Source organism: Hymenobacter bucti, from assembly GCF_042681145.1.
Taxonomy (GTDB): domain Bacteria; phylum Bacteroidota; class Bacteroidia; order Cytophagales; family Hymenobacteraceae; genus Hymenobacter; species Hymenobacter bucti.
Map to the genome: position 1 here is coordinate 324,055 of NZ_JBHUFD010000003.1, position 23,036 is coordinate 347,090.

Below are 23,036 nucleotides of genomic sequence, written 5' to 3' on the forward strand. Positions count from 1 at the left end.
AGCAAGTAAATAGGTGGTGCAAAGCACACCTCCTCAATACGCCCGGCCGTGGGTCAGCTTCAAGATAATATCCGTCATAAATGGCAGCCTCTTGAGTACCTGAATGCCGGCCGTGGTGAGCGGCGGCGAGCCAAATACCTGGTGCAGCAGCCGGCCCGCCGTGATGCGCAAGCTCAGTAAGCGGCGCCAGGCGCGGGTGTAGCACTGCTCTAACTCTGCGCGCGACAGGCGGCCCTCGAAAAACTCCAGTAGCAGGCCGTGCAGCAAGTAACTGGCATTCATGCCCATGCTCATGCCGTTGCCGGCCAATGGGGCGATGGTGCCGGCCGCGTCGCCGAGCATCAGTACGTGGCTTTCGACGGTGGAGCGCTCGCGGAACGTGATTTGGGAGATAACGATGGGCGGCGTGCCCTGGCGGTGGGCGGCCTCCAGGTAGGGGCGCAGCAAGGGGTTCTGCATCAGTACCTGGCGCTCCATTTCGGCCACGTTGTTGCCGTGGGCGCGCAGGTTGCGCACGTCCGAGATGTAGCTGCAATTGGTGAGGCCGCCGGCCACTGGTGAGAGGCCGCAATAGCCGTCCCGGAAGTTATGCATCTCCACCATCGCCTCGGGGAAGTCGATGTTTTCGAGGTGGCGCTTCACGGCTACGAACTGGCGGGCGTGGCGGCTGGGCTCCAGGTAAGCGCGGTGCAGCTTGCTGTCGAGGTTGGCGTGCTTGCCCCACGCCCCGCAGGCGATGCGCGCCCGGTAGGTGCCGCCCTCCGCCGTGCTGAGCGTGAACTCGTCACCGGTAAACACCACGTCCGTAACCCGCGTGCCTTCCTGAATGAGCGCCCCGTGCTGGGTCGCCAGCCGGGCCAGCAGCTGGTCGAGCACGTAGCGCGAGATGCCCAGCCCGCCAATATCGAGCCGGTGGTGCAGGGCCACCCCGCTGGGCGAAGACACGGTAAAGTGCGTCATGCGCGGCAGGTCCATCTCGGCCAGCGGCACCCCGATGCGGCACAGAAAATCATAGTTTTCCATCGAAATGTACTCGCCACACACGCGGTGAAACGGGTACGTTTCCTTCTCAAACAGCACCACCCGCCGCCCCGCCTGGGCGAGCTGCAAGGCCAGCGTGAGGCCCGCCACGCCGCCCCCGATAATGGCGCAGTCGTAGAGGAGGTCGGTTGGGGTCGGCATAGGTTTTGGGGACGTATATTAGGATTAAAAGAACCTAGAAAAAGGTCGTCATGCTGAACGCAGTGAAGCATCTCTACCGCTTCATTGAAAGGCTTCGTAGAGAAGCGGTAGAGATGCTTCACTGCGTTCAGCATGACAGTCGTTTACAATGAGCCTAATGACTGCCCTTCTTCTGCAGCACCCGCGCCCCAAACAACACCCCGGCCGCCAGCAGGCTGGTATAAGCCGTGGCCATGAGCCACTTGGGTATCAGGTGGCCGCTTTCCTTGATGGTGGCGGTGGCGACTACCTCATCTTTGGCGGCGATGTCCTGGTTTACTTTTTCGTAGCCCTGGGCGATGTAGGCCACCGCCCCGGCCAGCGGCAGCAGGGCCAGGTAGGCGGCTTTGGGCGGCTTGTCGGCCCGGAATAGGTAGCTGAAGCTGCCCAGCGCCAGCAGGCCCGCGCCGCCCGTCAGGGCCTGAGCCACGCGCATACTGCGGTGCAGACCTAGGGCCACGATGGCCGTGCGCAGGCCGGCGGCCCGGTCTTCGGTGTAGTCCTCGGCGTTGTTGAGCATGAGCACGCCTACTTGCAGCAGGCCGTAGGCGGCGGCCAGCGTGAGCACCGCCGGCCGCGGAAAGCGCGTGACGAGGCTGCCCGTGTAGGCCATCGGCCCGAAGAAAATAACGGCCCACTGCGCCGCCAGCTGCCACACCCCGCGCGACTTGAGGTGCAGCGGCTGCCACGAATACTGAAAGCCCAGCGCCCAGCCAATAACCGTGAGCGGCACGAACTGCCAGCGCCCGGTGTGCCGCGTCAGCCAGAGACTGATGGCCACCGTGCCCGCCACCGAGGCGCGCATTTGCCAGCGCACGCCCTGGTCGCCCAGCTCGAAGATGGCGTTTGATAAGTGGCTCTTGTACACGGCATCCACGCCGCGGTCGGCGTAGGTGTTCACCATGTCGCCGAAGTTGAAGAGCAGATAAATACCTGCCAGGCCCACGTACAGCTCGGGCTTCCGCAGAAAGCGGCCATCCTCGGCGCTGAGCAGGATGGGAATGAGAAAGATTGGGATTTCAGCCGGCAAAAACTCGGGGCGGCGTAGGACGGTGCTGTTTTTCAAAAACCGCCGCAGCCCGCCGTGCGTCGGGCGCGCTAGCAGGTTGATGCGTTGGATGTGGCGCTCGTTGGGGTTCAGGAAGGCGTCGCGGCCGTGCAGCAGCACGTGGTTGTCGGCCAGCACAATGTCGTGGTCGTGCCAGGTGTGGGTGTAAAAAACCTCCGGCGCGTAGAGGGCCGCTTGCAACTCGGCGATGAGGTCGGCCTGGGTTTCGGGCGTGGCGTCCAGCACCTCCACGCGCACGGGGTTAAGGTCGTGCACGGGCTCGGCAAAGCGCAGCGTGGCCTCACCCGTGACGGGGTGCGCCTGCACCAGCCGCTGGGTGATGGTGCCGCCGTAGTGCACGATTTTCTCGGTGCTGTAACGCAGCGTGGCCTGTGCCCAGCGCTGGCGCTGAGCCTCGGTGGCGCGGGCCAGCGTGCGGCTGGTGTCGGCAAACGTGGTGCCGCCCCGGTCTTCGGCGCGGGGCGCTTTCAGGCACTGAAAGAAGATGAGGTAGGGAATGCGGCCGATAAAAGCGCCATCCCAGTGCAGCGGCACGGCGCTGGGCGTGTAGAGGTAGTTCTTAGCATCGGGCTTCACCACCAGCTCGTTGATGGCCCCAAAGGCCCATTGCAGCGGCTCGCCCAGCCGTTGCGCGTAGAGGGCAAACTGCGTTTTATCAAACAGCTCGAACCCCCGGAAAATCAGGATGCGGTGCGCCCGCACCCAGTCCATGAGCTGCGCGGCCGGGATGCCGGTGATGGTTTGGCCGGGGTGGTCGGCCCGCACGAGCAGGCCGAAAGGGGTTTGGGGTTCGAGGGTATAGGTGGGCATATAGTAACAGGATACTAGGCAGTTGTTTGAGTTAAATTAAAATGCTCCGAAGCCGTTTGTCATTGCGAGCGCAGCGAAGCAATCGCACCAGAACGGCGATGCTGAACAGGTGCGATTACTCCGCTGCGCTCGCAATGAAAGGCGTTTTTTTGGCTTACTCAAAACAGCTTTCTTGCAACTGGTAGCGACAGCAAAAGTGCGGTGCACTGGAAGTCATATCAGTTAAGAATTCGGACTGTTTGGTTCAGTATTCGGCCCCGCCACAAAGTGGCTCGGCTGGCCGTCTTTTTCCACTAGTGTCGCGCCCAGCTCTTCGGCCTGGTAGCGCTTAAGCAGCACATAGTCGTTGGCGCGCAGTAGCACCACGCCGTGCCAGGGGGTAAGCCAGTCGTCGGCGGCGCGGGTGATGCGGAGGCCGATTTTATCGGAGTGCGGGTGCTGGGGGTGGATGCTCAGGCGCAGCGCGTGCGGAAACTCTTGGGCCAGCAGGCGCGTCCAGGCGTTGCTGCGCTGGATGACCTCGTAGGCCACTTGCTTGCTTTCCTCTTTCACGCGGCTCTTGCTTTTGGTGGGGGCCAGCGCCAGGCCGTCTTCCGCCACGAAGCGGTGGATGCCGTTGAACATGGCGCGGGCGTGGTCGGTGTCGCGCACGCGGGCCTTGAGCTCGGTTAGCGGCTCGCCGTATTGCGTTACTATCCAGGCGCGGGCCGCGTCGAAGGAGCTGGTCGTCAGCAGGTCTTCTAGGTTCACCACGTCGAGGTCAGCGGTGCCTAGCTGGTGCAGCAGCGCCTTGAGCGCGTCGTTGTAGGCCGATACTTCAGCATCGCTCACCTGCACGAGGTCGGCGAAGACGCGGCCATCGGCGCAGATGCTGAGGCGGGCGCCCGGCGGGTACACCTGCCGGATATCGTCGCACAGGCTTTGCAAAAACGTGAGGGCGATTTCCTCGCCCAGGTCGGGCAGCGCGCCCAGTACCTTCTGCCGGTTGGGCGACTTGGCCGGGAAGGCCGGCAAAAGGAGGTGCACTGGCTGGCCCTGGCTGATGTAGTAGTGCAGCTTAGGTAGCTGCAAGGCAATGCTTTGCTCGTCGGGCGCGGTATCGTCATCTGGGCCGGTGCGCAGCACCTTGCGGTGCAGCAAAATGAGCTTGGCCACCCGCCGCGCCACCTCAAAATCGACCGCCGGGCGCACCTGCAAAAACTGACCCACCGCATCGCCCACCTGCCCGAGCAGCAGCGGCCCGAGCAGCGTCGAGAGCTGCGGGGTGGCCAGCGCCAGGCCGGCGCTCAGCAGCTCCAGTAGCTCGTCGGTAGCCCGCCCGTCGGCCGAGCGGTCGAGCAGGCGCAGGCCCAGCACGCCCCAGTGAGCGGCGTACAGCGTCTGCGTCAGTTGGGGTACCAGGGCTTCGGCCGGGGCATCGGTGGCGCCGCGCACCACCAGCTCAAACAAGGCCAGCCCGCGCAGGCGGATGCTTTCCGTTTCGGGGCTGAGGACGCCGGTGGGCGCGTCGGCCGCGAGCAGCGCCGCCATTTGCGAGCGTAGCAGGCGGTGGTGCGGGGCTAGCAAACGCAGCTTGGCCTGCACAAACGCCTGAAAGCGCAGGGCCAACGGGCCGGCCGGCAGGTCGGGCGCGCCGGCTTCTAGGTCATCGTGAATGCGCTGGTAGAGGCCGAGCACGAAGTCATTTTTGGAGCCAAAATGCCGGTAGACTTCGGCCACCGGCTGGCCCCCGGCCTGGGCAATATCCGCCATCGAAATGGCTTCGAAGCCCTGGGTTTCAAGTAGCTGCAAGCCGACATCGAGCAAGTGGCGGCGGGCGGAAAAGGGCGACGGGGCAGTAGGCATAAAACGGACGGGCGCGTGGCCTATTGGACCTGCTGGCTAAAGGTAGCTAAGCTCGGCGGTTGGGGTTGAGGGGCCGCCGGTAGCTGCAAGTCGTTTGCTAGGGGAAGTAACGCGAACTTTCCAGTTCGCGGGCGAGCGCAGCGAGCAGCTGCGCAAGCGAACGTTTGCTAACGGGGCTGCTCGCCCGCGAACTGGAAGGTTCGCGCTACTTGCCTAGCGCGCTCACCTGCTCTACCAGCACGGGCACGCTCAGCCCGCCCATGATAACCACCACGACCCAGCCGGCGGCCAGCATCCAGCGGGGGTGGCGGTAGGTGCCCATGAGGCGACGATTGGTGGCGGCAATGAGCACCACGGCCAGCGCGATGGGTAGTATCATGCCATTGATGGCGCCGGCAAAAATCAGCAGCTGCGTGGGCTTGCCCACGAGCACGAAAATGCTGGTGGATAGGATAATAAACACCGAAATACACACCCGCTCGTAACGCGCAAACACCGGGTGGAAGGTCTTGAAAAACGATACCGACGTGTAGGCCGCGCCCACCACTGACGAGATGGCCGCGCTCCACAGAATGACGCCGAACACCCGGAAGCCGACCTCGCCCGCCGCCGCCCGGAATACGCCCGCCGCCGGGTTCTCCTTGTCGAGCACCGCGCCGTGGGTGAGTACGCCCACGATGGCTAGGAACAGCACAAACCGCATGGCAGTCGAAATGACGATGCCGCTCACGGCGCTGCGGTTGACTTCGGCCACGGAGTCAGGCCCTTTGATGCCCGCATCGAGCAGCCGGTGCGCGCCCGAAAACGTGATGTAGCCGCCCACCGTGCCGCCCACGATGGTGACGATGGCCGCTGCGCTGAGTTTAGTCGGCAGCAGCGTGTGGTGTAGCGCCTCGGCCAGGGGCGGGTGCGCGCTGATGGCGATACCTAGGGTCAGTAAAATCTTGACGGTGCCCAGAATCTTAGTGAAGCCGTCGAGCATCTTCCCGACCTCCTGCACCCAAAACAGCACTAGCGCCACTCCGCAGCTGATGATGGCACCCTGCTCAAACGAGAGGCCCGTGAGCACGTTCAGCCCCAGTCCGCAGCCCGCGATGTTGCCGATATTGAAGGCAAAGCCGCCCAGAATGACCAGCGCTGCCAGCGCGTACCCCAGGCCCGGTAGCAGCTTGTTGGCTAGGTCCTGCGCCCGCAACTCGCTCACCGTAAGGATGCGCCAGGTATTGAGCTGCGCGCCCACGTCGAGCACTACCGATACCAGAATGACGAACCCGAAGCTAGTGAGCAGCTGCTGGGTGAAGACGGTCGTCTGCGTCAGAAAGCCCGGCCCGATAGACGAGTTGGCCATCAAGAACGCGGCCCCTAGGCTGGCTCCGCCAAACCATCTTGCCTTGAGCTGCTTCATTTGGCAAAGGCTGGGCGGGCCAGTTTTACCCCCGCGTCGCGCAACGCTTGGCTGAGCTGCTGGGCAAATTCCAGGACGTGCGCACCGTCGCCGTGCAGGCACACGGTATCGGCTTTGATGGCGATTTCCGGGCCCTGCTGGGTGCGGACCCAGCCGCCTTGCACCATGCGTAGTACCTGCGCAATGGCAGCTTCGGTGCTGGTAATGAGGGCGTCGGGCTGGCGGCGCGGGGTGAGCGTGCCGTTGGCCTGGTAAGTGCGGTCGGCAAATACTTCGTGGGCGGTGCGTAGGCCGAGGCGCTCGCCGGCCTTGGTTAGCTCCGAACCGGCCAGGCCGTAGAGCACCAGCTCGGGCTGCACTTTGTACACGGCTTCGGCAATGGCTTGGGCCAGCGCAGCGTTGGTGGCGGCCATGTTGTAGAGCGCGCCGTGCGGCTTGAGGTGGTGCAGGTGGCCGCCCTCGGCCCGCGCCACGGCCCCTAGGGCACCGAGCTGATAGACCGTCATTTCAAACGCTTCGTCGGCCGAAATATCCATGTTGCGCCGCCCAAAACCCGCCAAATCGGGTAGGCCCGGATGCACGCCGATGGCCACGCCGTGCTGCAAGGCCAGGCGCACGGTTTGGCGCATCACGGCCGGGTCGCCGGCGTGGAAGCCGCAGGCAATGTTGGCCGAGGTGAGGTAGGGCATCAGGGCGGCGTCGTGGCCTAGGGTCCAGGCGCCGAAGCTTTCGCCTAGGTCGCAGTTCAGGTCAACGGTAGGGGTAGGGGTCATGCAATAAGTTTGAGATGAATAGCCCGCTGCATTGCCCGTAGCCGGTGTTCCTGCGCAAGGTACAGCGTCTGCGCCTCGGCTAGCGACACTTCTTGAAACCGCAGTGCCTGCCCTGGCGCGGCCTGCGCCAGCGCCGCAAAATCGGCGGTGATAACCTGGGCCAGCCTAGGGTAACCGCCGGTGGTTTGGGCATCGGCCAGCAGCACGATAGGCTGGCCGCCCGGCGGCACCTGCACCGTGCCGAAGGTCACGGCGCTCGATAGTAGTTCGGCGGTCGTTTCGCGCCGCAGTTCCGGCCCGCGCAGGCGGTAGCCCATGCGGTCGGCGGCGGGCGTGATGCTGAACTGCTCGTGCCAAAAAGCCTGCTGGCTGGCTGCGGCAAACTGCTCATATTCGGGCCCGCGCACCGCCCGAATAATCGGCTGCGGGCGCGGCGCCAAGCACAGTTCGGGGCTAGGCGTCCAGCGGGCGGCGGCCCAGCCAGGAGCAGCGGAACCAGTAGCCAAAGACGCGGAAGCTACTGCCTGCCACAACTGCTGCCCCGCCGCCGTGGGCTCGCCCACTAGCAACTCGTCGCCCGCCCGCAGCGCCCGGCCGTGCCAGCCGCCCAGCGCCGCCCGCAGGTAGGTAGCGCGGCTACCCAGCACCAGCGGCACGTCTAGGCCGCCCGCCACGGCCAGGTAGGCGCGGCAGCCCGCCCGCGCCGCGCCAAACGCCAGCACTGTGCCCGCCCGCACCGCCACCGGCCGGTGCGGCGGCAGGGGCTGCCCATCGAGGGTAGGCGAGAGGTCGGCCCCGGTGAGGGCGATGAGGTAATCGGCTTCGAAGCGGATAGTGGGACCTAGGAGCGTGATTTCCAACCCGGCCGCGTCTTGCGCATTATCCACCAGTAGGTTGGCTACGCGCAGGGCCACGGCGTCGAGCGCACCGCTCACTACCACGCCTAGGTGCTGGTAATCGGGCCGGCCCAGGTCTTGCACGGTAGTCAGCAGGCCGGGGCGGAGGATGCTAAGACTCATGCGATAAGCGCTGAAATTCGGCCTCGCCGATGGGCACGAAACGCAGGTGCTGCCCGGCGTGCAGCAGGCTAGGAGAGGCCGCGGCGGGGTCAAACAAGCGCAGCGACGTGCGCCCGATGAGCTGCCAGCCGCCGGGTGTGGGCAGCGAGTAAATACCCGTTTGCGCGCCCGCGATGCCCACCGCGCCGGCCGGCACCAGCGGGCGGGGCTCGGCCCGGCGCGGGGTGGCCAGGCGCGCATCCATGCCGCCCAGGTAGGGGAAGCCGGGCGCGAAGCCTATCATATGCACCAGGTAAGTGGGGGCGGTGTGATGGGCGATAACCTCGGCTGGCGCCAAGCCCGTGTGGCGGGCCACGGCCTCTAAATCGGGCCCTAGGTCGCCGCCGTAGCACACGGGGACTTCCACGGTTGCGAGGGCGGCGGCCGGTGCAGTAGTGGGTGCCGCCCGCAGCCGCTGCTGCAAAATCTCGCACACGCGCTCGTAAGGCGAATAATGGCCCTGCGCGCTCACCAACCACGGGTCGTAGTACACGGTGAGGGTGGTGAACGCCGGTACGCACGCACGCAGCCCAACGAACGGCTCTTGCGCCAGGTAGGCGTTAAGCGCCTGAATGGCCAGGTGAATGGCGAGGCTGATGCTTTCGCCAAACTGCACGACCACGGCGGCATCGCCCAGTGGGAAGAGCTGCGCGGCCGGCCGGCCCGCGCCTTGCGCAACGGTTTTGACGAAGAGTGGTGCCATGGGAAAGCGCTTGCGCAGGTAGCCCTAGCGGCCCACAAGCTAGGGGCGGGGCAGCCTAGGGCCTATTGCACGTCGGCCAGTTCGACCTCGAAGCGCAGCACGGCGTTGGGCGGAATGTCGGAGCCCGCGCCATCGGGGCCGTAGCCCAGCGCCGACGGAATCAGCAGCACGCCTTTTTCGCCCTTGCGCATGAGGGCGATGCCCTGGTCCCAGCCCGGAATCACTTTGCCCTCGCCCAGCACGAAGCTGAAGGGCTCGTTGCCGTGCTTGGCCGAGGCGTCGAACACAGTGCCGTCGAGCAGCTCGCCGGTGTAGCGCACGGCTACCATTTTGCCCGCCGCGGCGGGCGTGCCCGCGGGGTTGGGCGCGCTGGGCACGTAATACAGGCCCGAGGGCTGCCGCTGAGCGGTGGTTATTTTATTGTCGGCGAGGTATTTGCGAATGAGTGCTTCGTCGGCTTTGGTGTAGTCTACGTTGGCAGCAGAAGTTGATTCCTGGTTGCCGCAGGCGGTTAGTAGCAAGCCCGGCGTGGCGAGCAGTAGTGCCAGGGCCAGCCGAGTGGCCAGGGTAGAAAAGCGAAATTGCATAAGTAGTTTTTTGGTAAAAGTAGCAGCACAGGGCGCTGCTGGGGCCAAACCTGACCAACTGCGGGCACTCCAGGCCACCACTTCTACGCCCGAAAATGCGGCAGCGCCAAAAAATAAAAAACTGCGCCCTGTAGCAGCGTCAGCAGTAAGGTAATGCGCCAAAAAGTAGCTTTCTGGTTTTTATGATGCAGCAAAAAAATGGCTGCCCACGCGCCCAGGGCAGCGCCGGGCAGCGTAGCCAAGTGCAACGTTTTTTCTGAAATACGCCGCTGGCCTTGTTGCGCTTTGCGCTTGTCTAAGGCAAAAGCTAGGAAGCACAAAGTATTGAAAAACAGAATAATTAAAGCTATTCGCGTCATGTAGAAAGGGCGGTTTATAGAAATTTCGATTCGCTTCGGCGGCCAGCCCAAATGCTTCCTGCTCAAAAGCTGAGGCTGTACGCTGCGCAAAAATGCCGCTTCGGCACCCGCGCGGCACGTAAGGCCACCGTAGTGCCCTAGGCCGCCCACGTAGTTCACCAAGCGCGCAGGAAGCGCAGTGGTGGGCCTTGGCGCGGCGTAGGCGCAGCCTGCTAGCCAGCGCGACGGCCGGTTGGCTACCTGATTTGCCGCACGATGGTTTCGTCGGTAATCTGGTCGTCATCCATCAATAGCAGGGCTTTGCTGAGGATGATGGATAGCACGGCATCGCCCTCGAAGGGGAGGAAAACGCCGGCCGTGCTGGCTTCTTTGCCGGCGCGGTCGGGCACGATGCAGAGGTACTGGTCGTTGGGCTCCATCAGAATATTGCCGCTGCCTAGGTGGATTTTGTAGGTGCGCAGCTGGCCGCGCACCACCAGAAACCGGCCGCTGAGCTCGCTCACTTTGCCGATTTTTAGGCGGGGTACCAGGCGCTCCAAGGCCAGCTTGCGGGTTTTAGCCACCTCGCTCAGCTCGCCGAAGCTGTAGTTTTCCCAGTGGTTGCGGTAGTGGGCGGGCAGGCCGCCGTTGTCGCGCCAGTTGGGGTCGTTGCCCACACTGGCCACTCCCACGAAGAGGTCCACGTCGCGCATTACTTCGGAGAATACCAGCGGCGGCACCTCGGGCAGCGGCACGGCCACGCCGGCCCGCTCGAAGCGCACCTGGTCGGTGGTGATGTAGTTCCAGATGCCCGCGCCGTTCCAGGCCTTGTCGGCGCTCACCTCGCTTACCCAAAACTGCGCCTGCAAGCCGTGGGCCGGCAAGTCGAGCGTGGTTGAGTCCGTGTCGTAGCCTTTGTCGTAGGCGCCCAGCAGGCGATAATGCCAGCCCCGGCCCCGCGCCAGGGCGCTAAACTGGTGCTGCCGCAGCAGGTGCGCCGCCATGCGGTTGGAGTACGTGCGGGTGCGTTCCTCGGGCGGCGTGAGCAGGTACACCTCCCGGAAGGCTTGCTTGAGCGGCTGGCGCAGCTGCTTGGTTTCCAAGAGCTCGCGCCAGGCCAGCACTTCCGCTGTGGGGGCCAGCACGGGGTGCCAGAGCTGCACTTCATCGGCGTCGGTGGGTGGCGCGGGTAGGGGCTGGCCGTGGGCATCGTGCCAGCTTTCGGCCAGCCACAGCATATCGTGGTGGGTGCCATCGGGGTGGTGCAGGCGCCAGATGAGCGGGCGCGCCAGCGGCCCCAGCAGGCCGTGCGCCAGGTAGTTTTGGGCAAACTGGGCCCACGGCAGGCGCCGCCCGGCCACGAAGCTGCGGTCGAGGCGGTCGCGCTGGGTGGTGTAGGTGTGCTGGGCCTGCGCCTGGGTGGCTTTCAGGATGCGCAGCTCGTTGGGGTGCGTGGCTTTGAGGGCGGCGGGCGTGGTTTTCAGGGCTTTGCCGGCCTTGGACCACTGCACTTCCAGCTTGGGGCCGGCCAGCGCCAGGGTGGCCAGGTAGTCGCCCACGGCAAACACGGCCCGCCCGGCGCGCAGGTCGTAGTCGGGCACGCTGAGGTCCTCCAGTTCGGCCGCGCTGATACCTAGGGCCGCCGAGGCTTTCGCTAAGAGGCCATCAATCAGAGTTTTGGTATTATCCTGAGCCATGAGGGGGCGCAGGCGCGCCAGGTGCGCCACGCCGGGCAGGTCGCTTTGCCCTAGGGCTTGCAGGGCGGCATTGCCGAGGCTCACGGCCAGCGGGCCGCTGCCCGGCCGCTTGCGCAGGCCGCGCCAGGCTAGGTCGGCGAACTGCTGGAGCAGGGGCGCGTCGGCCAGCGGCGCGAGGGCCCACACGAGGCCTTTGGCCGCGGGCTGGTTGGCTTCGAGCAGGTAGCTTTGGTGGGCCCAGGCCGCCGCGCCGTTGTGCCGGAAATCGGCCAGCGGCAAGTAGGCCAGCAGCGCCAGCCAGGCGCGGCCCTGCTCGCGCACTTCGGCAGCACCTAGGGCGGCGGTGGCCGCGGCCAGCTCCTTTTCGAGCTTGGCCGAGGGGCGGCTGCTGGTGGCTTTGGCCAACGCTTGCAGTAGGTGCAGCCACGGGCGCGTGCGGGCCTCGGCGGGCAGCAGGCTGGCCACAAACTCGTTGAGATTGTGCCCGAACGCGTCGCCGCCATCGAAGCGCACCACGGGCAGGCCATCGGGGCTGTGCTGGCTGAGCACGGCCAGCGTGCGCGTGCGCAGCCGCCCCAACTCCTTCGCGTAGTAGGCTCCCAGCGAAACGCCATCGGTAGCCGCTACCAACTGCTGGAGGCGCCCGGTGAGGGCCGGCGGCAGGAGAGCGGTAAGGCCCAGCTTTTCAGTTTGAGCTACCCAAAAGAAGTAAAAGGAAATGGTGGTTTGGCCCTGAAAGTCGCTGGCCCGCGGCCCGTCGCCATGAATGCCCGCCTCATCGAATAGCTTCACCAAGTCGCTCGTTTCCAGCGTTACGGTGCCTTGCAGCAAGTCGGCCAAGTATTCCAAGATATTGCCGGCCAAGCCATAATGACCTTTTCGCAAGCTGGCGCCGCGTAGGTCGGCCAGGGCCCGCACCAGCAGCGAGCGGCGGGCCGCCGCTAGGCCCGCTGCTCGCAAGGCGGCTAGCTGTGGACTCCGGCCTTCGTGCAGCAGCTCGGTGATGATAGCGGGCAGCTCGGGCAGGGCCGGCAAGAGCAGGCTAAAATCGGGTAGCAGGGCTCGGAAGGCCTGTTGGTCTTCAACAGATAAATACATCTTAAAGGAAGTGTAGCGCTGAAGAATAAGTGGTTGCCGACTGCGGCCGCTCATCAGCCGCCCACCAGCGGCGTGAGCTTCACGAAGCTGGCCGTGGCGCCGGCGCCGAGCCAGATTTCCTCGTCCAGCGTTTCGGCCTGACGGTCGTTCACGAGCAGGAAAAAGCCGTTTTGTTGGAAGGCTTCCAGCGCCCGGTACACCTGGGCTTCGGCGTCGATGGGCTTGGCGTGGTGCAGGCGGTAGCCGCTGCCGTTGAGCAGCCGCTCCGAGTCGGTGGGCTGCACCAGCCCCTGGAACAAGCTGGTTTGGCGGGCGTTGTGGGCGGCCACCTCGTCGTGCACGCGCCGGGCTATCAGCTCGCGCACAGTGAGCATCTCCTGGCTGATTTCTAATTCCAGGCGGTTGAGGATGCTGCCCGCGGCAGTTTCATCAAGAATGGTGAGTAATGCCATCGTTTTGCTTGTTAAAAAATTATAACTAACCACTTGCCTAGGGCCGAAAACACACTGACCCGCCAGTAGGGGGCTAAGCTAGCAGCAAGGCGCTGGCTTTTTTGAGTGCGGGCGCCGCTTGCCACAGCAGCACCTGCGCCTGCACGGCGGTGGGCATGGGCCGGCCGCTGCGGGCCGCGAGGTCGGAGTAGAGGTCGAGCAGCTTGCGGAGGTTGCGCAGCGGGGCGGCGGGCAGCTGGGGCAGCAGCGCGTCGAGCAGCTGCCCTAGGGCGTCATCCGCGACGGGCGACGTGCCCTGCGCCTGGGGCAGCAGGTCGGCGAGGCGGGCTAGGGGCGCGAAGCCCGCCGCTAGTAGCCGGCCCAGGTCGTGGCCGAGCGCGGCGGGCATCAGCCGGCCCGAAGCCACGGCCGCCAGCAGCACTTCCAGGGCCAGAAACCGGCACGCCGCCGCCTGGTGCGTGAGCCCCGCCGCCAGCAGGGCCGTGGTGGGCGCCCCAAACGCCGGCCCCGGCGCCAGCAGCGAACGCAGCACCAGTTGCACGACCTCGCTGCCCTCGGCGTGCTGGCCGGTGGTGCGGCAGGCCGTGCGCAGCACGTGCCAGTGCAGCGGGGCCGGGTTGTTGGGCAGCATAGCCAGCAGAAAGGGCAAATTGGCCTGGAGCGGCCAGAGGTAGTAGCGCTTGTCCTGCCACAGGCGGGCGTGCTGCGAGTAGAGTAGTAACGGAGAGGGCGGCACCTGGCCGGCGTGCTCGGTGGGCACGCGCAGCTCCTGCCAAGTGTGGGTAGTGGCCGGCTGCTGGGCTCTGTATGATTGGTGGGTCTGGCTCTGCGGCTCGATGCGCCAGCCCGGCTGCCAGGCCTCGGCCAGGCCGGGGTAGTCGGCCAGCGGGCGCAGCTCGTCCAGTACCGCATCGGGGCGGCGGGTGCGGGCGGCCACGGCCCACAGCCACGGCAGCGCGGCCGCCAGCGGGTCGGGCGGCGAGGCTTTGAAAAACAACAGCTTATGCAGGAAACCCGCCGGCTGTGGGGCGCTCAACGCGGTGGCTGGCAGCGGGACCCCTAGGGCCGTAGCCGGGGCCAAAAACCACGCCAGCAACTCGCGCAGCTCGGGGTGACCTAGGCGCGCCAGGAGCGGCCGGGCCAGCGCCGCATCGGCCTCGGCGGCCCAGGCGGTGCGGGCCAGGGCCAGCGTCAGGTCGGCGGGATTGGGGGCGTAGTGGGCGGCCTCGTAGGTGAGCAGCCGCTGCACCAGCGCCGAGGGCGCCACCCAGTGCGGCGCGTGGGTCGGCGTGCTCAGCAGGCCCACCGGGGCGGCCGGGGCGCGCATTTGCGCCTCCACTTCGGCCAGTCGCTGGCGCTCGGCCAGCAGGAGCGGGTCGGCGTTGTGGTGGTATTGGTGGTCGGAAAAGGCTATTTGCCGCACCTTGGGGCGCCGAAACCCGGTGGCCCAGCCCAGCAGCAGCGCCTGCACCAGCTCGCGCTGGGTGTTGCTCTCGGGGCTAAAACTGTGCTGCATCAGCTCCGCTAGGGCTTCCTCCTCCGTCTTATTCTTCACCAGCCACGGAAAATACTGCACCAAGTAAGGCTGGAGCTGGCGGGCATAGTCGGCGGGCAGCTGGTCGCGCAGCCGCAGCAGCCCCGCCAGCCAGCGCTCCTGGGCCACGGGGTCGTCGTGGCGCAGCACCTGCCCGGTCAGGAACAGCAGCTCGTGCCAATCAGCCACCGGCGCAATGGCCGTGGCCGGCGAAATAACCGGGCTAAACTGCGCAATCGGCGCGTAAATAGCCGGCGTGGTGGTAGCCGCGTCGGGTAGCCAGGGTGCTAGTAGTTTGCGCGCAGCCGCGCCCAGCAGCTCGGCCTGCTGGCCGATAGCCGCCCCGGTTTCGGCCGTTTCGGCGGCCGTGAGCAGCGATTTCTTGGCTTTCAGCAGCTCGGCCAGGTGCTTGGCGGCGTGCTCCTGCACCTGGTTGTCGGGATGGGCGAGGGCGGCGGCTATCAGGCGGGCCACGGCCGGGGCCTGAGTGGCATCGTGCTTAGGTAGCCTGCCGAGGCCGGTGAGCAGGGTTTTGAGGCCAGTTTTCAGGTCAGGCCGCGTGAGCAGGTTGTCGGCGTACAGCAGCAAGGGAGCCAGGTCGAAACCTGGCTCCGTCCACATATTCTTAAGCTGCTCCAGGGCAAAATTGACCACCAGCGGCAGCGGGTGCGCCAGCAGCTCCACGAGGTCGCTCTGGCGGGCCAGGCGCTCGGTAAGGGTCGGACGTAAGCTGCTAAACAGCTCTTTAAACCAAATTAGTAGCGGGCGCCGAAAGTCGCGGCGCAACGCCAGCAGGCAGCGCGTGAGCAGGTCGGCCCGGTCGAGGGCGCCCGTGGCGGCGAGGTGCCGCACCAGGTCGGCCCAGGTCACGAGCTGGGCCGGGTGCGCCTCGTGCCAGGTCTGCCACGTCAGGGGCGCCACGAGCCAGTTTTGGTTGGCCGACATCGGTAGTTGCACCCGCGCCTGGGTGTTGGCCACGCCGCTGTCGAAGTCAAAGAGCAAGGGTAAGTCGCGGATTAGCAGCTTGGTATCGCGCCGAAACTCGTCGGCTATCGCGTCCAGCGCGCTGGCCGGCACCGGAGTGGCTTGGCTCAGGCGGTTGCCGGTTTCGGCCAGCAGCCCCACCAGCGAGAGCGCAAACAGCCGCGGGTGGTAGGCGATGAGCTGCCGGCTTTCCAGCTCGCGCAGCAGCTGATAGTCAGGCAGCTGCCACGTCATGGTATCGACCCAGCGCAGCAGCCAGTCGAGCAGCCACGCCGGGCGGGCGTTTTCGAGCACGCGCCAAAAGGCGGCCCGGTGCTGCGGCTCAAGCTGCCAGATGCCAAAATCGCCCCCTAGGGCCTCCTTGCGCGAATACGTTTTGAGGCCGGCCAGGAACAGCATCCGGTTTTGCTCGGGCGTGCTGGCGCTGCCCCACCGGCCGTTGCCTAGGTCCTTAAACGCATTCAGCTCGCGGTGCAGGGCCTTGGTTTTCTGGCGGATAGCGACAATGTCGCTTTTCTCCAGTTCCAGCAAAAAAGGCAGCAGCTGCGCCGTGCTCTGGTGGCGAATGAGTTGCTCGAAGGTTTCGACGGTGGTTAGCATAGGGCAAAGAGGAGCTAGGTAACGCGGCCGGGCGCGGTACAAGTGGAAAGAAAACCCAAATAATTAGTTGAAAGCCAGTGCGCTACTGGCGCCTAGGCGGCAAACCGCAGCTGCGCCGCCAGCACGTGCTTGCACACGCCGCGCTGCCCCTGGTGGCTGCTAAACCACTGGCAGGTGCAGCGCGGCGCGTCGGCGCCGCCTACCAGCACGGTGTGCCAGGCGTCGGTGCCGCGCACGCGGGCCTCGGTGCGGCCGCCGCTGCCCACGCCCACCAGTTGCACATCATCAGCGTTGCTGAGTAGGGTGCGGGCGTTTTTGAGGCGTGGGTTCAGGCGCAGGATGCGGTCGGTTTTGAAAGGCAGGCGGCGGTAGAAATACTGGTTGGTGCTGAGGTCGAAGCCCAGCAAACCCATGGCCGAGAGGCTAGCGCACAGCCGCTCCACGGTGGCCGGCGCCAAGTCGTGCGCCAGTCCGAAGAGGGTGGGGTTGAAGGTTTCATTGCCCCGAAACAGGTTGTTGGCGCCCGCCAGCCACTCGGCCGGCAGCTCGTCGAGCAGGGCCCCAAGCTGCGTGCCCTCGCCCGAAAAGCCCCGGTTTACTTCGGCCGACAAGGCCAGCAAAAACTCGTGCCCGCCGCCCAGCTCTAGCACCACCGCCGAGGCCTGGCCATCGGGCGTGGAGTACACGCGGGCGGCCTGGGTTAGCGGCAGCAGGCCCTCGAGCAGCCGCAGCCGGTGCGCGCCGCCCACCCGCACCGCGCCTGGCCCGCCCACCGGCGAAAAGCTGAGCCGCGCCCCGCGCAGCATCAGGTGGATGGCGCCCTTGGCGGTGCCCGAAGGCAGGCTGTGCAGCAGCTGGGCGGCCTGGGTGCGGCCTAGGCGCAGCTTTTCGTCCATCTGGGCCAGGTAGCCCTGGGCGGCGGTGAGGCCCTTAATCCAGCGCTCGGGCAGGGCCACTTTGCGCTCGGTGACGTGGCCGGCGGCGCGCTCCAGGGTCACTGCCTGCTGGCCCACGCTGAGGCGCACCGGCTCGGCGCGGCCGATGCGGCTGAGGGCATTCACCATCGGCTCGTTGAAATCGACGTTGGTGGTGCCGCTCTGCACAAATTCGCCATCGAGGGCGGCCGGCCCTAGGTCGAGCCGGGCGTACACGCCGTTGCACGACGAAAACGCCTCGAAGCGCAGCTGCCCCGCGCCGGCCGTCACGATGGGGTCGCGCAGGGCGGCGCTCTGCGGCACAAACCGCGAGGCCACCACTTTGGCTAACGTAGTTAGCCCGCGGGCCGTCAGCCAGGAGTCGCGCAGCTGCCCCCGAAAAAAGCAGGTGGCGCCGCTGGCCGGGGCGTTTTCGGCGTAGGCGGCTAGGAGTAGGGTATCACCCTCGGGCTGGTGGGCCAGGGCCGAAGGCTGGGCGTAGGCATAGGTTAAATCCGACATAGCTCAGAAAGGGTAGGTTTTCGGAGAGGCAGCCGCATCTCCACTGCAAAGGTGCAGAACGGAATCGGTATTTTTACTAAAATTATTAGTTTTACTAAAAATAAAAATTGCCCTTTGCTAAAGCTACTAAGCTCCGCAAAGGGCAATTGAAATGGGGTATAGTGGGCCTGCTGTGGGGCGAGCCGCTACACGCGCTCCGGTAGCGCGGTTGGGGCGGCTGAGGCGGCCGGCTGTTTTTTACGCCGCCCAAAAATGTCCAGTATCAGCAGCGGCAGCAGCGTGAGCTCGGCCACTACGCCAAAAATCAGCGTGAGCCCGATGAGCAGCCCCACGTAGAATGTGCCGTCGAACGACGAAAACAGCAGCGTGCAGAAGCCGCCCACCAGGATGAGCGAAGTCACGACCACCGCCTTGCCCGCCAGCAGGTAGGTGCGGCGCACGGCCCGGAAGAGGTCGGGCTCGTGGCCCATTGTCAGGCGTAGTTTACTGATAAAGTGGATGGTGTCATCCACCGCAATGCCAAAGGCGATGGTGAAAATGATGCTTGTGCTCACCTTCATGCTCACGCCGGCCAGGCCCATCACGCCGGCCACCACTAGTATGGGCAGTAGGTTGGGCACGAGCACCACTAGCGTCATGCGCCACGACCGGAACAGGGCCAGCACGATGAGCGTCACCATCAAGATATCGATGGCCATGCCCTGTATCATGTTCAGGGTCAGGTTCTCGTTGTTTTTGTCGATAAGGTTGGATGAGCCCGTAAGGCGGGTGCGCAGCACCGTTGTATCGAGCTGAGTGCGTAGGTAGTGGCGCAGGTTGCGGTTCAGGGCATCGGCCCGGATGCTGCCCACGTCGGCCATGCGGCCGGTGAGGCGGCCGGCCGAGCCATCGGGCAGGGCCAGCGCCCGAAACTCGGGCCGCTTGCGAAACAGCTTAAGCCGGCTTTGCAGCTGGCGCACCTCCAGCGAGTCGGTGGGCAGGCGGTATTCGGCCAGCTCGCCACCGTGCAGAGCCTTACGCGTCGAGCGTACAAGGGTGGCCGGCGAGGCTTGAAATTGCAGGCCGTAGGTGGTACCTAGGTAGCCCTCAATCTGCTCAATCTCGCGCAGCACGGCCGGGTCGTAAATGGTGCGGCGGCCCACCGGCTTCAGCTCCAGCTCGAAGGGCCGCACGCCCGCGAAGTGGGTGTCGAAAAACGCGAAATCCTTCCGCACGGGGTCATTCACCGACAAGTCATCGAGCAGCGAAGAATTGATGCGCACCCGCGTAGCCAGCCCGACGCTGGCCACCAGCACTAGCCCGGCCACCACGTACACCAGCCGCCGTTGCCGCAGCACGTTGCTGAAGAGGCGGCCGAGCACGCCGTCCCAGTCGTGGCCGTGCTTGCGGGGCTCGCGCAGGGCGGGCTTATTGAGCAGCACCAGCATGGCCGGCAGCAGCGTGAAGCTGAGCACAAACGCCAGCAGCACCGCGATGCCCGTAAACAACCCGAAGTTGTGAATGGGCCGGATAGTGCTCGTCATCAAGGTGAAAAAGCCGATGCTGGTAGTGAGCGCCGACAGCCCCGAGCCAAAGCCCGATTCCTTGATGGTGATGCGCAGTGCGTCCTTCTTGCCCGCGCCGTAGCCCAGTTCGCTCACGTAGCGGCTGATAATGTGGATGGTATCGGACATGCCCACTACGAATAGCATCAGCGGCAGCAGCGCCGTCATCAGGTCGATGCTGATGCCGCAGGCGCCCATCACGCCTAAGCCCCACAAAATGGCCCCCAGCACCACGATGAGCGGCAGCAGCACGCCCCACCAGGTGCGAAACGTGAGCCAGAGCAGCCCCGTTACGAGCAGCACCGAGAGGCTCATAAATACGACCAGCTCCCACTGTAGCCGGTCCACGAACACCGACTGCGCCACTAGCCGCCCGGCAAAGTGCGCCCGCTCGGCGGGCAAGCCGGCCCGCGCCAGGCCCTGGCGCAGCGAGGCCAGCAGCGAGTCGCCGGGCGGCTTCTCTAGGTCAGGCGTGAGCTGAAAGACCAGCGCCACGGCCCGCGCATCGCGGCTGAAGACGTTGCCCACCAGCCCCGGCGTGCGAAAAATTAGCGTCGAGTCCTGCGCCCGGCGGGCGGGCTCGGCGGGGTGCAGGTAGGGCAGGTTGTAAAAGCCAAAACCTTCGACCACCGGGTTGGTGAGCGTAGTAGGGGAGGTGACGCTGAGCACGTGCGGCAGCCGCCGCGCCGCCCGCGTAAGGCTATCGACCTGGGCCAGGAAGCGCGGCGCGAATACCGTTTGGCCAGCCGGGGCCTCCAGGCCCAGCAGCAGGTAGTCGTTGTCGTTGCCGAAGCGCTGGGTGTAGCCCTGGTAATAGTCCAGGTCGGGGTCGCCGGCGGGGTAGAAGTCGTTGAAATTGTAGTTGAAGCGCAGCTGGCTGGCGTAGTAGCCGGCCAGCCCCGTGAGCAGGGCCAGCACCAGCAGCGTGAGGTGCGCAAGGCGGCGAAGTGGCATAAAAAAAGTAGCGCGGATTCTGCGAATCCGCGGATGAGCAAGACCAGGCGAACCGGCAGAAATTTAAGGATGCTTCAGGCCAGCAATTCTGAAAAAGTTGTGTACTTTAGAAGTCGCAATCTGCCTCAACTGTTCAATTTTAGCTTTTGTTTCCTATGAAAAAGTCCTTGCTTGCCCTCGCCCTGTTCGCTTCGGCCGCCACTGCCTTCGCCCACGACGGCGACAAGCCCGCCGCTAAAGGCAAAAAAGCCGACCATTGCAGCGCTGCGGCCGCCGCTAAGTGCTCGACCGGCATGACCGCCAGCGCTAAAATGGACGGTATGCCCGCCTGCTGCCGCGCCAAAATGAGCGCTATGAAATCTGCTATGCCGGCCACGGCGGCGACCAAGGCTGTAGTGAAGTCGATGTAATCGTAGTGTTACCGCAGGTTTTAAGAAGAGAGGCTGCCCGAAAGGAGCGGCCTTTTTTTGCACCTAGGCCGTCTTGTAAATGTGTAAAATGAAGCTTTTATCAGTACTGATTTTCTTCTTTTTGATTAAAATCGACTTCACGTTTGCCCAGTCTAATAATTGGCAACAGATTACTCTAGGTGATTCTACAACGGTTGATTTTCCTAGTAAGCCAAAAGAAGTCACTTATAAAGGTGAGACTGCCTATGGTCTCTACAAAGACGGAGTGCTCTATTCAGTGGCCATCCGAGCGAATGCCACCGATGCTGGCCTCACGATTGAAGAGAAGCGCCATGCCTATGACGAAGCAGTGCGAGGAGCTGCCAAGGCAATGAAAGCTTCCCAGATTAGTAATAAGATTAGGTTTGAGGTCAACGGATTTGAAGGGCTGGAAACCACGTTTATAGCTGCGAGCGACAAGCTCAAGAATCCGGTAATCATCCGCATGATACTGGTTAATGATACCTTCTATGGTCTCACATTCAGCGCTTCGGCCAGCCCAGCTCATACGGCCGCTCGCCAGCATTTCTTTGCTTCCTTTGCACCTAGGCTCCGTCCAGCTGCCACCACCCCGGCCGAAACTCATACTGCTGCCTATAAAATCGGAGAAGCAATAGGAAAGCTGCTTGTTTACGGCGGAATTATCGCCGGAATCATCGCCGGAATCATCTTCCTGCTATTGCGCTCTACTGCAAAAAAGAAGAATACGTCTGTTAGTTAATGCATCAGTACCAAGCCCTCCTCCGCCAGATTCTTGACCACGGCAACCAGAAAACCGACCGAACTGGTACGGGTACACTGTCCATTTTTGGGCCCCAAATGCGCTTCGACTTGGCCGAGGGTTTCCCGCTCGTTACCACTAAGAAGGTGCACCTCAAGAGCATCATTCACGAGCTGCTGTGGTTTTTGCAGGGCGATACCAACATTGCCTACCTCCAGGAGCACGGCGTGAAAATCTGGGACGAGTGGGCCGACGCCGACGGCAACCTAGGGCCCGTGTACGGCTACCAGTGGCGCAGCTGGCCCGACGGCCACGGCGGCCATATCGACCAGATTTCGCAGATTATCCAGCAGCTCAAAACCCAGCCCGACTCGCGCCGCCTGGTGGTGAGCGCCTGGAACGTGGCCGACCTGCCCAGCATGAAGCTGCCCGCCTGCCACGCCCTGTTTCAGTTTTACGTGGCCGATGGGCGCCTTAGCTGCCAGCTCTACCAGCGCTCGGCCGATGTGTTTCTGGGCGTGCCCTTCAACATTGCCAGCTATGCCTTGCTCACGCTCATGGTGGCGCAGGTTACGGGCCTGCAGCCCGGTGAGTTCATCTGGACGGGCGGCGATACGCACCTCTACAGTAACCACCTCGAGCAGGCCCGCCATCAGCTGGAGCGTGCGCCACGGTCGTTGCCCACGATGCGCTTGAACCCCGCCGTACAGGATATTTTTGCGTTCCGGTTTGAAGATTTTAAGCTGGAAAACTATGACCCCTGGCCTGCCATTAAGGCACCTGTAGCTGTTTAATAAGACGTTTTTCTGGAAATGGGAGAGAATTGTCTCAAAAAAGTACTTTTTTGTTGTACCTTATTGTCGAGTATTCGTATTGTTAGCAAACTGGCATACGGATTGTATTTTTTGGGAGACAACTAGCTCGCGTTTAGCCTTGGGTATTTCACTGCTTTCAACGTTGCATCGGGCGTTCATCACGCTTGCTGCTCTGCACTTGGGTCAAGGACCCAGAAAAGTTGTCTTGGCCAAAAACCAGGTAACGGAGGCCGACCTGCGCGAGCATTACGAGCATTGGCAGCGCCTGCAGGTGGTGCACCAGGCCAAGCAGGCCCGCTACGAGCCTAGGGTGGCTACGGCCAGCCAGGATGCCGGGGACTTCCCCGGCGTTGTGGAGCACACTTCTACCCAGTAGTTTTACCCCCGCAGCCCTCGCTGCCGTATAAAGGCCAGCATGAGGCAGTCGCTACGAGTTTTTTTATTGGGCCTGGGAGGAGGTTGGCTTCTTACCACACTTCCCGCCCGCGCCCAAAGTGGTGAAGGCTTGTATGCCGCACCCGGGCATTTTATTACGTTCCCGCACAAGAAGCCGGCTCCCCCAGCGCCGAAACCCGATGCCGTAGTATCGCCCATTTTGCCGCGCTTCTGGCATGATGAAGCCAACGGGCGGGAGCGGGCCAGCGATTTCTATCGCTTTATGAGCCAATATCTTAAATATCCTGAGCCGGCCGTGAAAGCGGGCGTAGTAGGGCGTATCTACGTGCGGCTGACGGTGGGCCCCAATGGCAAGGTAAACGCCGCGCAGGTCGTGCGCCGCCAGGTGGCCTCGCTGCTGGCCGCCCCGCCCACCCCCACCGACGTAGCCGCCGCCACCGCCTCGCTGGAAGCCGAGACTCTGCGAATTTTCTGGGCCGCCCGCTTCCAGGTAGCCAAGGCTAAGGCCGACACGGTTACGGTATCGGCCAGCTACCAAATGGAGTAG

19 protein-coding genes are annotated in these 23,036 nt (G+C 64.2%); 5 read left to right on the top strand and 14 right to left on the bottom strand.

What is annotated here, in order from left to right; all coding sequences use genetic code 11:
* Positions 1-33: 33 nt before the first annotated feature.
* The 14 genes from ACFSDX_RS09075 to ACFSDX_RS09140 form a co-directional block, all read right to left on the bottom strand.
* Positions 34-1,182, bottom strand: coding sequence for an NAD(P)/FAD-dependent oxidoreductase (locus ACFSDX_RS09075; protein WP_382313022.1), 1,149 nt, complete (start codon positions 1,180-1,182; stop codon positions 34-36).
* A gap of 154 nt (positions 1,183-1,336) precedes the next feature.
* On the bottom strand, positions 1,337-3,100 hold the full coding sequence (locus tag ACFSDX_RS09080; RefSeq protein WP_382313023.1) for a TauD/TfdA family dioxygenase: 1,764 nt from the start codon (positions 3,098-3,100) through the stop codon (positions 1,337-1,339).
* A 222-nt stretch (positions 3,101-3,322) separates the two neighbouring features.
* Complete coding sequence (locus ACFSDX_RS09085) at positions 3,323-4,945, bottom strand: L-tyrosine/L-tryptophan isonitrile synthase family protein (protein WP_382313024.1); 1,623 nt, start codon at positions 4,943-4,945, stop codon at positions 3,323-3,325.
* Between the two features lie 205 nt (positions 4,946-5,150).
* Complete coding sequence (locus ACFSDX_RS09090; RefSeq protein ID WP_382313025.1) at positions 5,151-6,350, bottom strand: NRAMP family divalent metal transporter; 1,200 nt, start codon at positions 6,348-6,350, stop codon at positions 5,151-5,153.
* Positions 6,347-7,123 carry a LamB/YcsF family protein gene (locus ACFSDX_RS09095; RefSeq protein WP_382313026.1) on the bottom strand — a complete coding sequence of 259 codons (777 nt, stop codon included), beginning with the start codon at positions 7,121-7,123 and terminating at the stop codon, positions 6,347-6,349. Before ACFSDX_RS09095 ends, ACFSDX_RS09090 begins: the two co-directional genes overlap by 4 nt.
* Positions 7,120-8,142 (bottom strand): 5-oxoprolinase subunit C family protein, encoded by a 1,023-nt coding sequence (locus ACFSDX_RS09100; protein WP_382313028.1) that lies wholly within the window; start codon positions 8,140-8,142, stop codon positions 7,120-7,122. Before ACFSDX_RS09100 ends, ACFSDX_RS09095 begins: the two co-directional genes overlap by 4 nt.
* Positions 8,132-8,884 carry a 5-oxoprolinase subunit PxpB gene (gene pxpB / locus ACFSDX_RS09105; protein WP_382313029.1) on the bottom strand — a complete coding sequence of 251 codons (753 nt, stop codon included), beginning with the start codon at positions 8,882-8,884 and terminating at the stop codon, positions 8,132-8,134. Before pxpB ends, ACFSDX_RS09100 begins: the two co-directional genes overlap by 11 nt.
* A gap of 62 nt (positions 8,885-8,946) precedes the next feature.
* Complete coding sequence (locus ACFSDX_RS09110; RefSeq protein WP_382313030.1) at positions 8,947-9,471, bottom strand: FKBP-type peptidyl-prolyl cis-trans isomerase; 525 nt, start codon at positions 9,469-9,471, stop codon at positions 8,947-8,949.
* Positions 9,472-9,554: 83 nt separating this feature from the next.
* Positions 9,555-9,989 (bottom strand): DUF1294 domain-containing protein, encoded by a 435-nt coding sequence (locus tag ACFSDX_RS09115; RefSeq protein ID WP_382313778.1) that lies wholly within the window; start codon positions 9,987-9,989, stop codon positions 9,555-9,557.
* Between the two features lie 77 nt (positions 9,990-10,066).
* On the bottom strand, positions 10,067-12,604 hold the full coding sequence (locus tag ACFSDX_RS09120) for a DUF4132 domain-containing protein (RefSeq protein WP_382313031.1): 2,538 nt from the start codon (positions 12,602-12,604) through the stop codon (positions 10,067-10,069).
* A 53-nt stretch (positions 12,605-12,657) separates the two neighbouring features.
* Positions 12,658-13,056: a hypothetical protein gene (locus ACFSDX_RS09125; protein ID WP_382313032.1), complete on the bottom strand. Its 399-nt coding sequence runs from the start codon at positions 13,054-13,056 to the stop codon at positions 12,658-12,660.
* A gap of 73 nt (positions 13,057-13,129) precedes the next feature.
* Positions 13,130-16,174, bottom strand: a complete 3,045-nt coding sequence (locus ACFSDX_RS09130; protein ID WP_382313033.1) for a DUF6493 family protein — start codon at positions 16,172-16,174, stop codon at positions 13,130-13,132.
* A gap of 92 nt (positions 16,175-16,266) precedes the next feature.
* On the bottom strand, positions 16,267-17,610 hold the full coding sequence (locus ACFSDX_RS09135; protein ID WP_382313034.1) for a hypothetical protein: 1,344 nt from the start codon (positions 17,608-17,610) through the stop codon (positions 16,267-16,269).
* 185 nt (positions 17,611-17,795) lie between these two features.
* On the bottom strand, positions 17,796-20,108 hold the full coding sequence (locus ACFSDX_RS09140; RefSeq protein WP_382313035.1) for an efflux RND transporter permease subunit: 2,313 nt from the start codon (positions 20,106-20,108) through the stop codon (positions 17,796-17,798).
* A 155-nt stretch (positions 20,109-20,263) separates the two neighbouring features.
* Between ACFSDX_RS09140 and ACFSDX_RS09145 the strand changes: the two genes are divergently transcribed.
* The 5 genes from ACFSDX_RS09145 to ACFSDX_RS09165 all read left to right on the top strand — a co-directional run bounded on the left by ACFSDX_RS09145 (position 20,264) and on the right by ACFSDX_RS09165 (position 23,036).
* Entirely contained in the window at positions 20,264-20,518 is a 255-nt protein-coding gene (locus ACFSDX_RS09145) for a hypothetical protein (protein WP_382313036.1), read from the top strand.
* An 88-nt stretch (positions 20,519-20,606) separates the two neighbouring features.
* Positions 20,607-21,278 carry a hypothetical protein gene (locus ACFSDX_RS09150; RefSeq protein ID WP_382313037.1) on the top strand — a complete coding sequence of 224 codons (672 nt, stop codon included), beginning with the start codon at positions 20,607-20,609 and terminating at the stop codon, positions 21,276-21,278.
* Complete coding sequence (locus tag ACFSDX_RS09155) at positions 21,278-22,072, top strand: thymidylate synthase (protein WP_382313038.1); 795 nt, start codon at positions 21,278-21,280, stop codon at positions 22,070-22,072. Before ACFSDX_RS09150 ends, ACFSDX_RS09155 begins: the two co-directional genes overlap by 1 nt.
* A gap of 226 nt (positions 22,073-22,298) precedes the next feature.
* Positions 22,299-22,469 (top strand): hypothetical protein, encoded by a 171-nt coding sequence (locus tag ACFSDX_RS09160; protein ID WP_382313039.1) that lies wholly within the window; start codon positions 22,299-22,301, stop codon positions 22,467-22,469.
* 282 nt (positions 22,470-22,751) lie between these two features.
* On the top strand, positions 22,752-23,036 hold the full coding sequence (locus ACFSDX_RS09165; RefSeq protein WP_382313040.1) for an energy transducer TonB: 285 nt from the start codon (positions 22,752-22,754) through the stop codon (positions 23,034-23,036).

Excerpts from the sequence above, each read along its gene's own strand:
- ACFSDX_RS09075 (WP_382313022.1), bottom strand. The coding sequence starts at position 1,182 with ATGCCGACCCCAACCGACCTCCTCTACGACTGCGCCATTATCGGGGGC.
- ACFSDX_RS09080 (WP_382313023.1), bottom strand. The coding sequence starts at position 3,100 with ATGCCCACCTATACCCTCGAACCCCAAACCCCTTTCGGCCTGCTCGTG.
- ACFSDX_RS09085 (WP_382313024.1), bottom strand. The coding sequence starts at position 4,945 with ATGCCTACTGCCCCGTCGCCCTTTTCCGCCCGCCGCCACTTGCTCGAT.
- ACFSDX_RS09090 (WP_382313025.1), bottom strand. The coding sequence starts at position 6,350 with ATGAAGCAGCTCAAGGCAAGATGGTTTGGCGGAGCCAGCCTAGGGGCC.
- ACFSDX_RS09095 (WP_382313026.1), bottom strand. The coding sequence starts at position 7,123 with ATGACCCCTACCCCTACCGTTGACCTGAACTGCGACCTAGGCGAAAGC.
- ACFSDX_RS09100 (WP_382313028.1), bottom strand. The coding sequence starts at position 8,142 with ATGAGTCTTAGCATCCTCCGCCCCGGCCTGCTGACTACCGTGCAAGAC.
- pxpB (WP_382313029.1), bottom strand. The coding sequence starts at position 8,884 with ATGGCACCACTCTTCGTCAAAACCGTTGCGCAAGGCGCGGGCCGGCCG.
- ACFSDX_RS09110 (WP_382313030.1), bottom strand. The coding sequence starts at position 9,471 with ATGCAATTTCGCTTTTCTACCCTGGCCACTCGGCTGGCCCTGGCACTA.
- ACFSDX_RS09120 (WP_382313031.1), bottom strand. The coding sequence starts at position 12,604 with ATGTATTTATCTGTTGAAGACCAACAGGCCTTCCGAGCCCTGCTACCC.
- ACFSDX_RS09125 (WP_382313032.1), bottom strand. The coding sequence starts at position 13,056 with ATGGCATTACTCACCATTCTTGATGAAACTGCCGCGGGCAGCATCCTC.
- ACFSDX_RS09130 (WP_382313033.1), bottom strand. The coding sequence starts at position 16,174 with ATGCTAACCACCGTCGAAACCTTCGAGCAACTCATTCGCCACCAGAGC.
- ACFSDX_RS09135 (WP_382313034.1), bottom strand. The coding sequence starts at position 17,610 with ATGTCGGATTTAACCTATGCCTACGCCCAGCCTTCGGCCCTGGCCCAC.
- ACFSDX_RS09140 (WP_382313035.1), bottom strand. The coding sequence starts at position 20,108 with ATGCCACTTCGCCGCCTTGCGCACCTCACGCTGCTGGTGCTGGCCCTG.
- ACFSDX_RS09145 (WP_382313036.1), top strand. The coding sequence starts at position 20,264 with ATGAAAAAGTCCTTGCTTGCCCTCGCCCTGTTCGCTTCGGCCGCCACT.
- ACFSDX_RS09150 (WP_382313037.1), top strand. The coding sequence starts at position 20,607 with ATGAAGCTTTTATCAGTACTGATTTTCTTCTTTTTGATTAAAATCGAC.
- ACFSDX_RS09155 (WP_382313038.1), top strand. The coding sequence starts at position 21,278 with ATGCATCAGTACCAAGCCCTCCTCCGCCAGATTCTTGACCACGGCAAC.
- ACFSDX_RS09165 (WP_382313040.1), top strand. The coding sequence starts at position 22,752 with ATGAGCCAATATCTTAAATATCCTGAGCCGGCCGTGAAAGCGGGCGTA.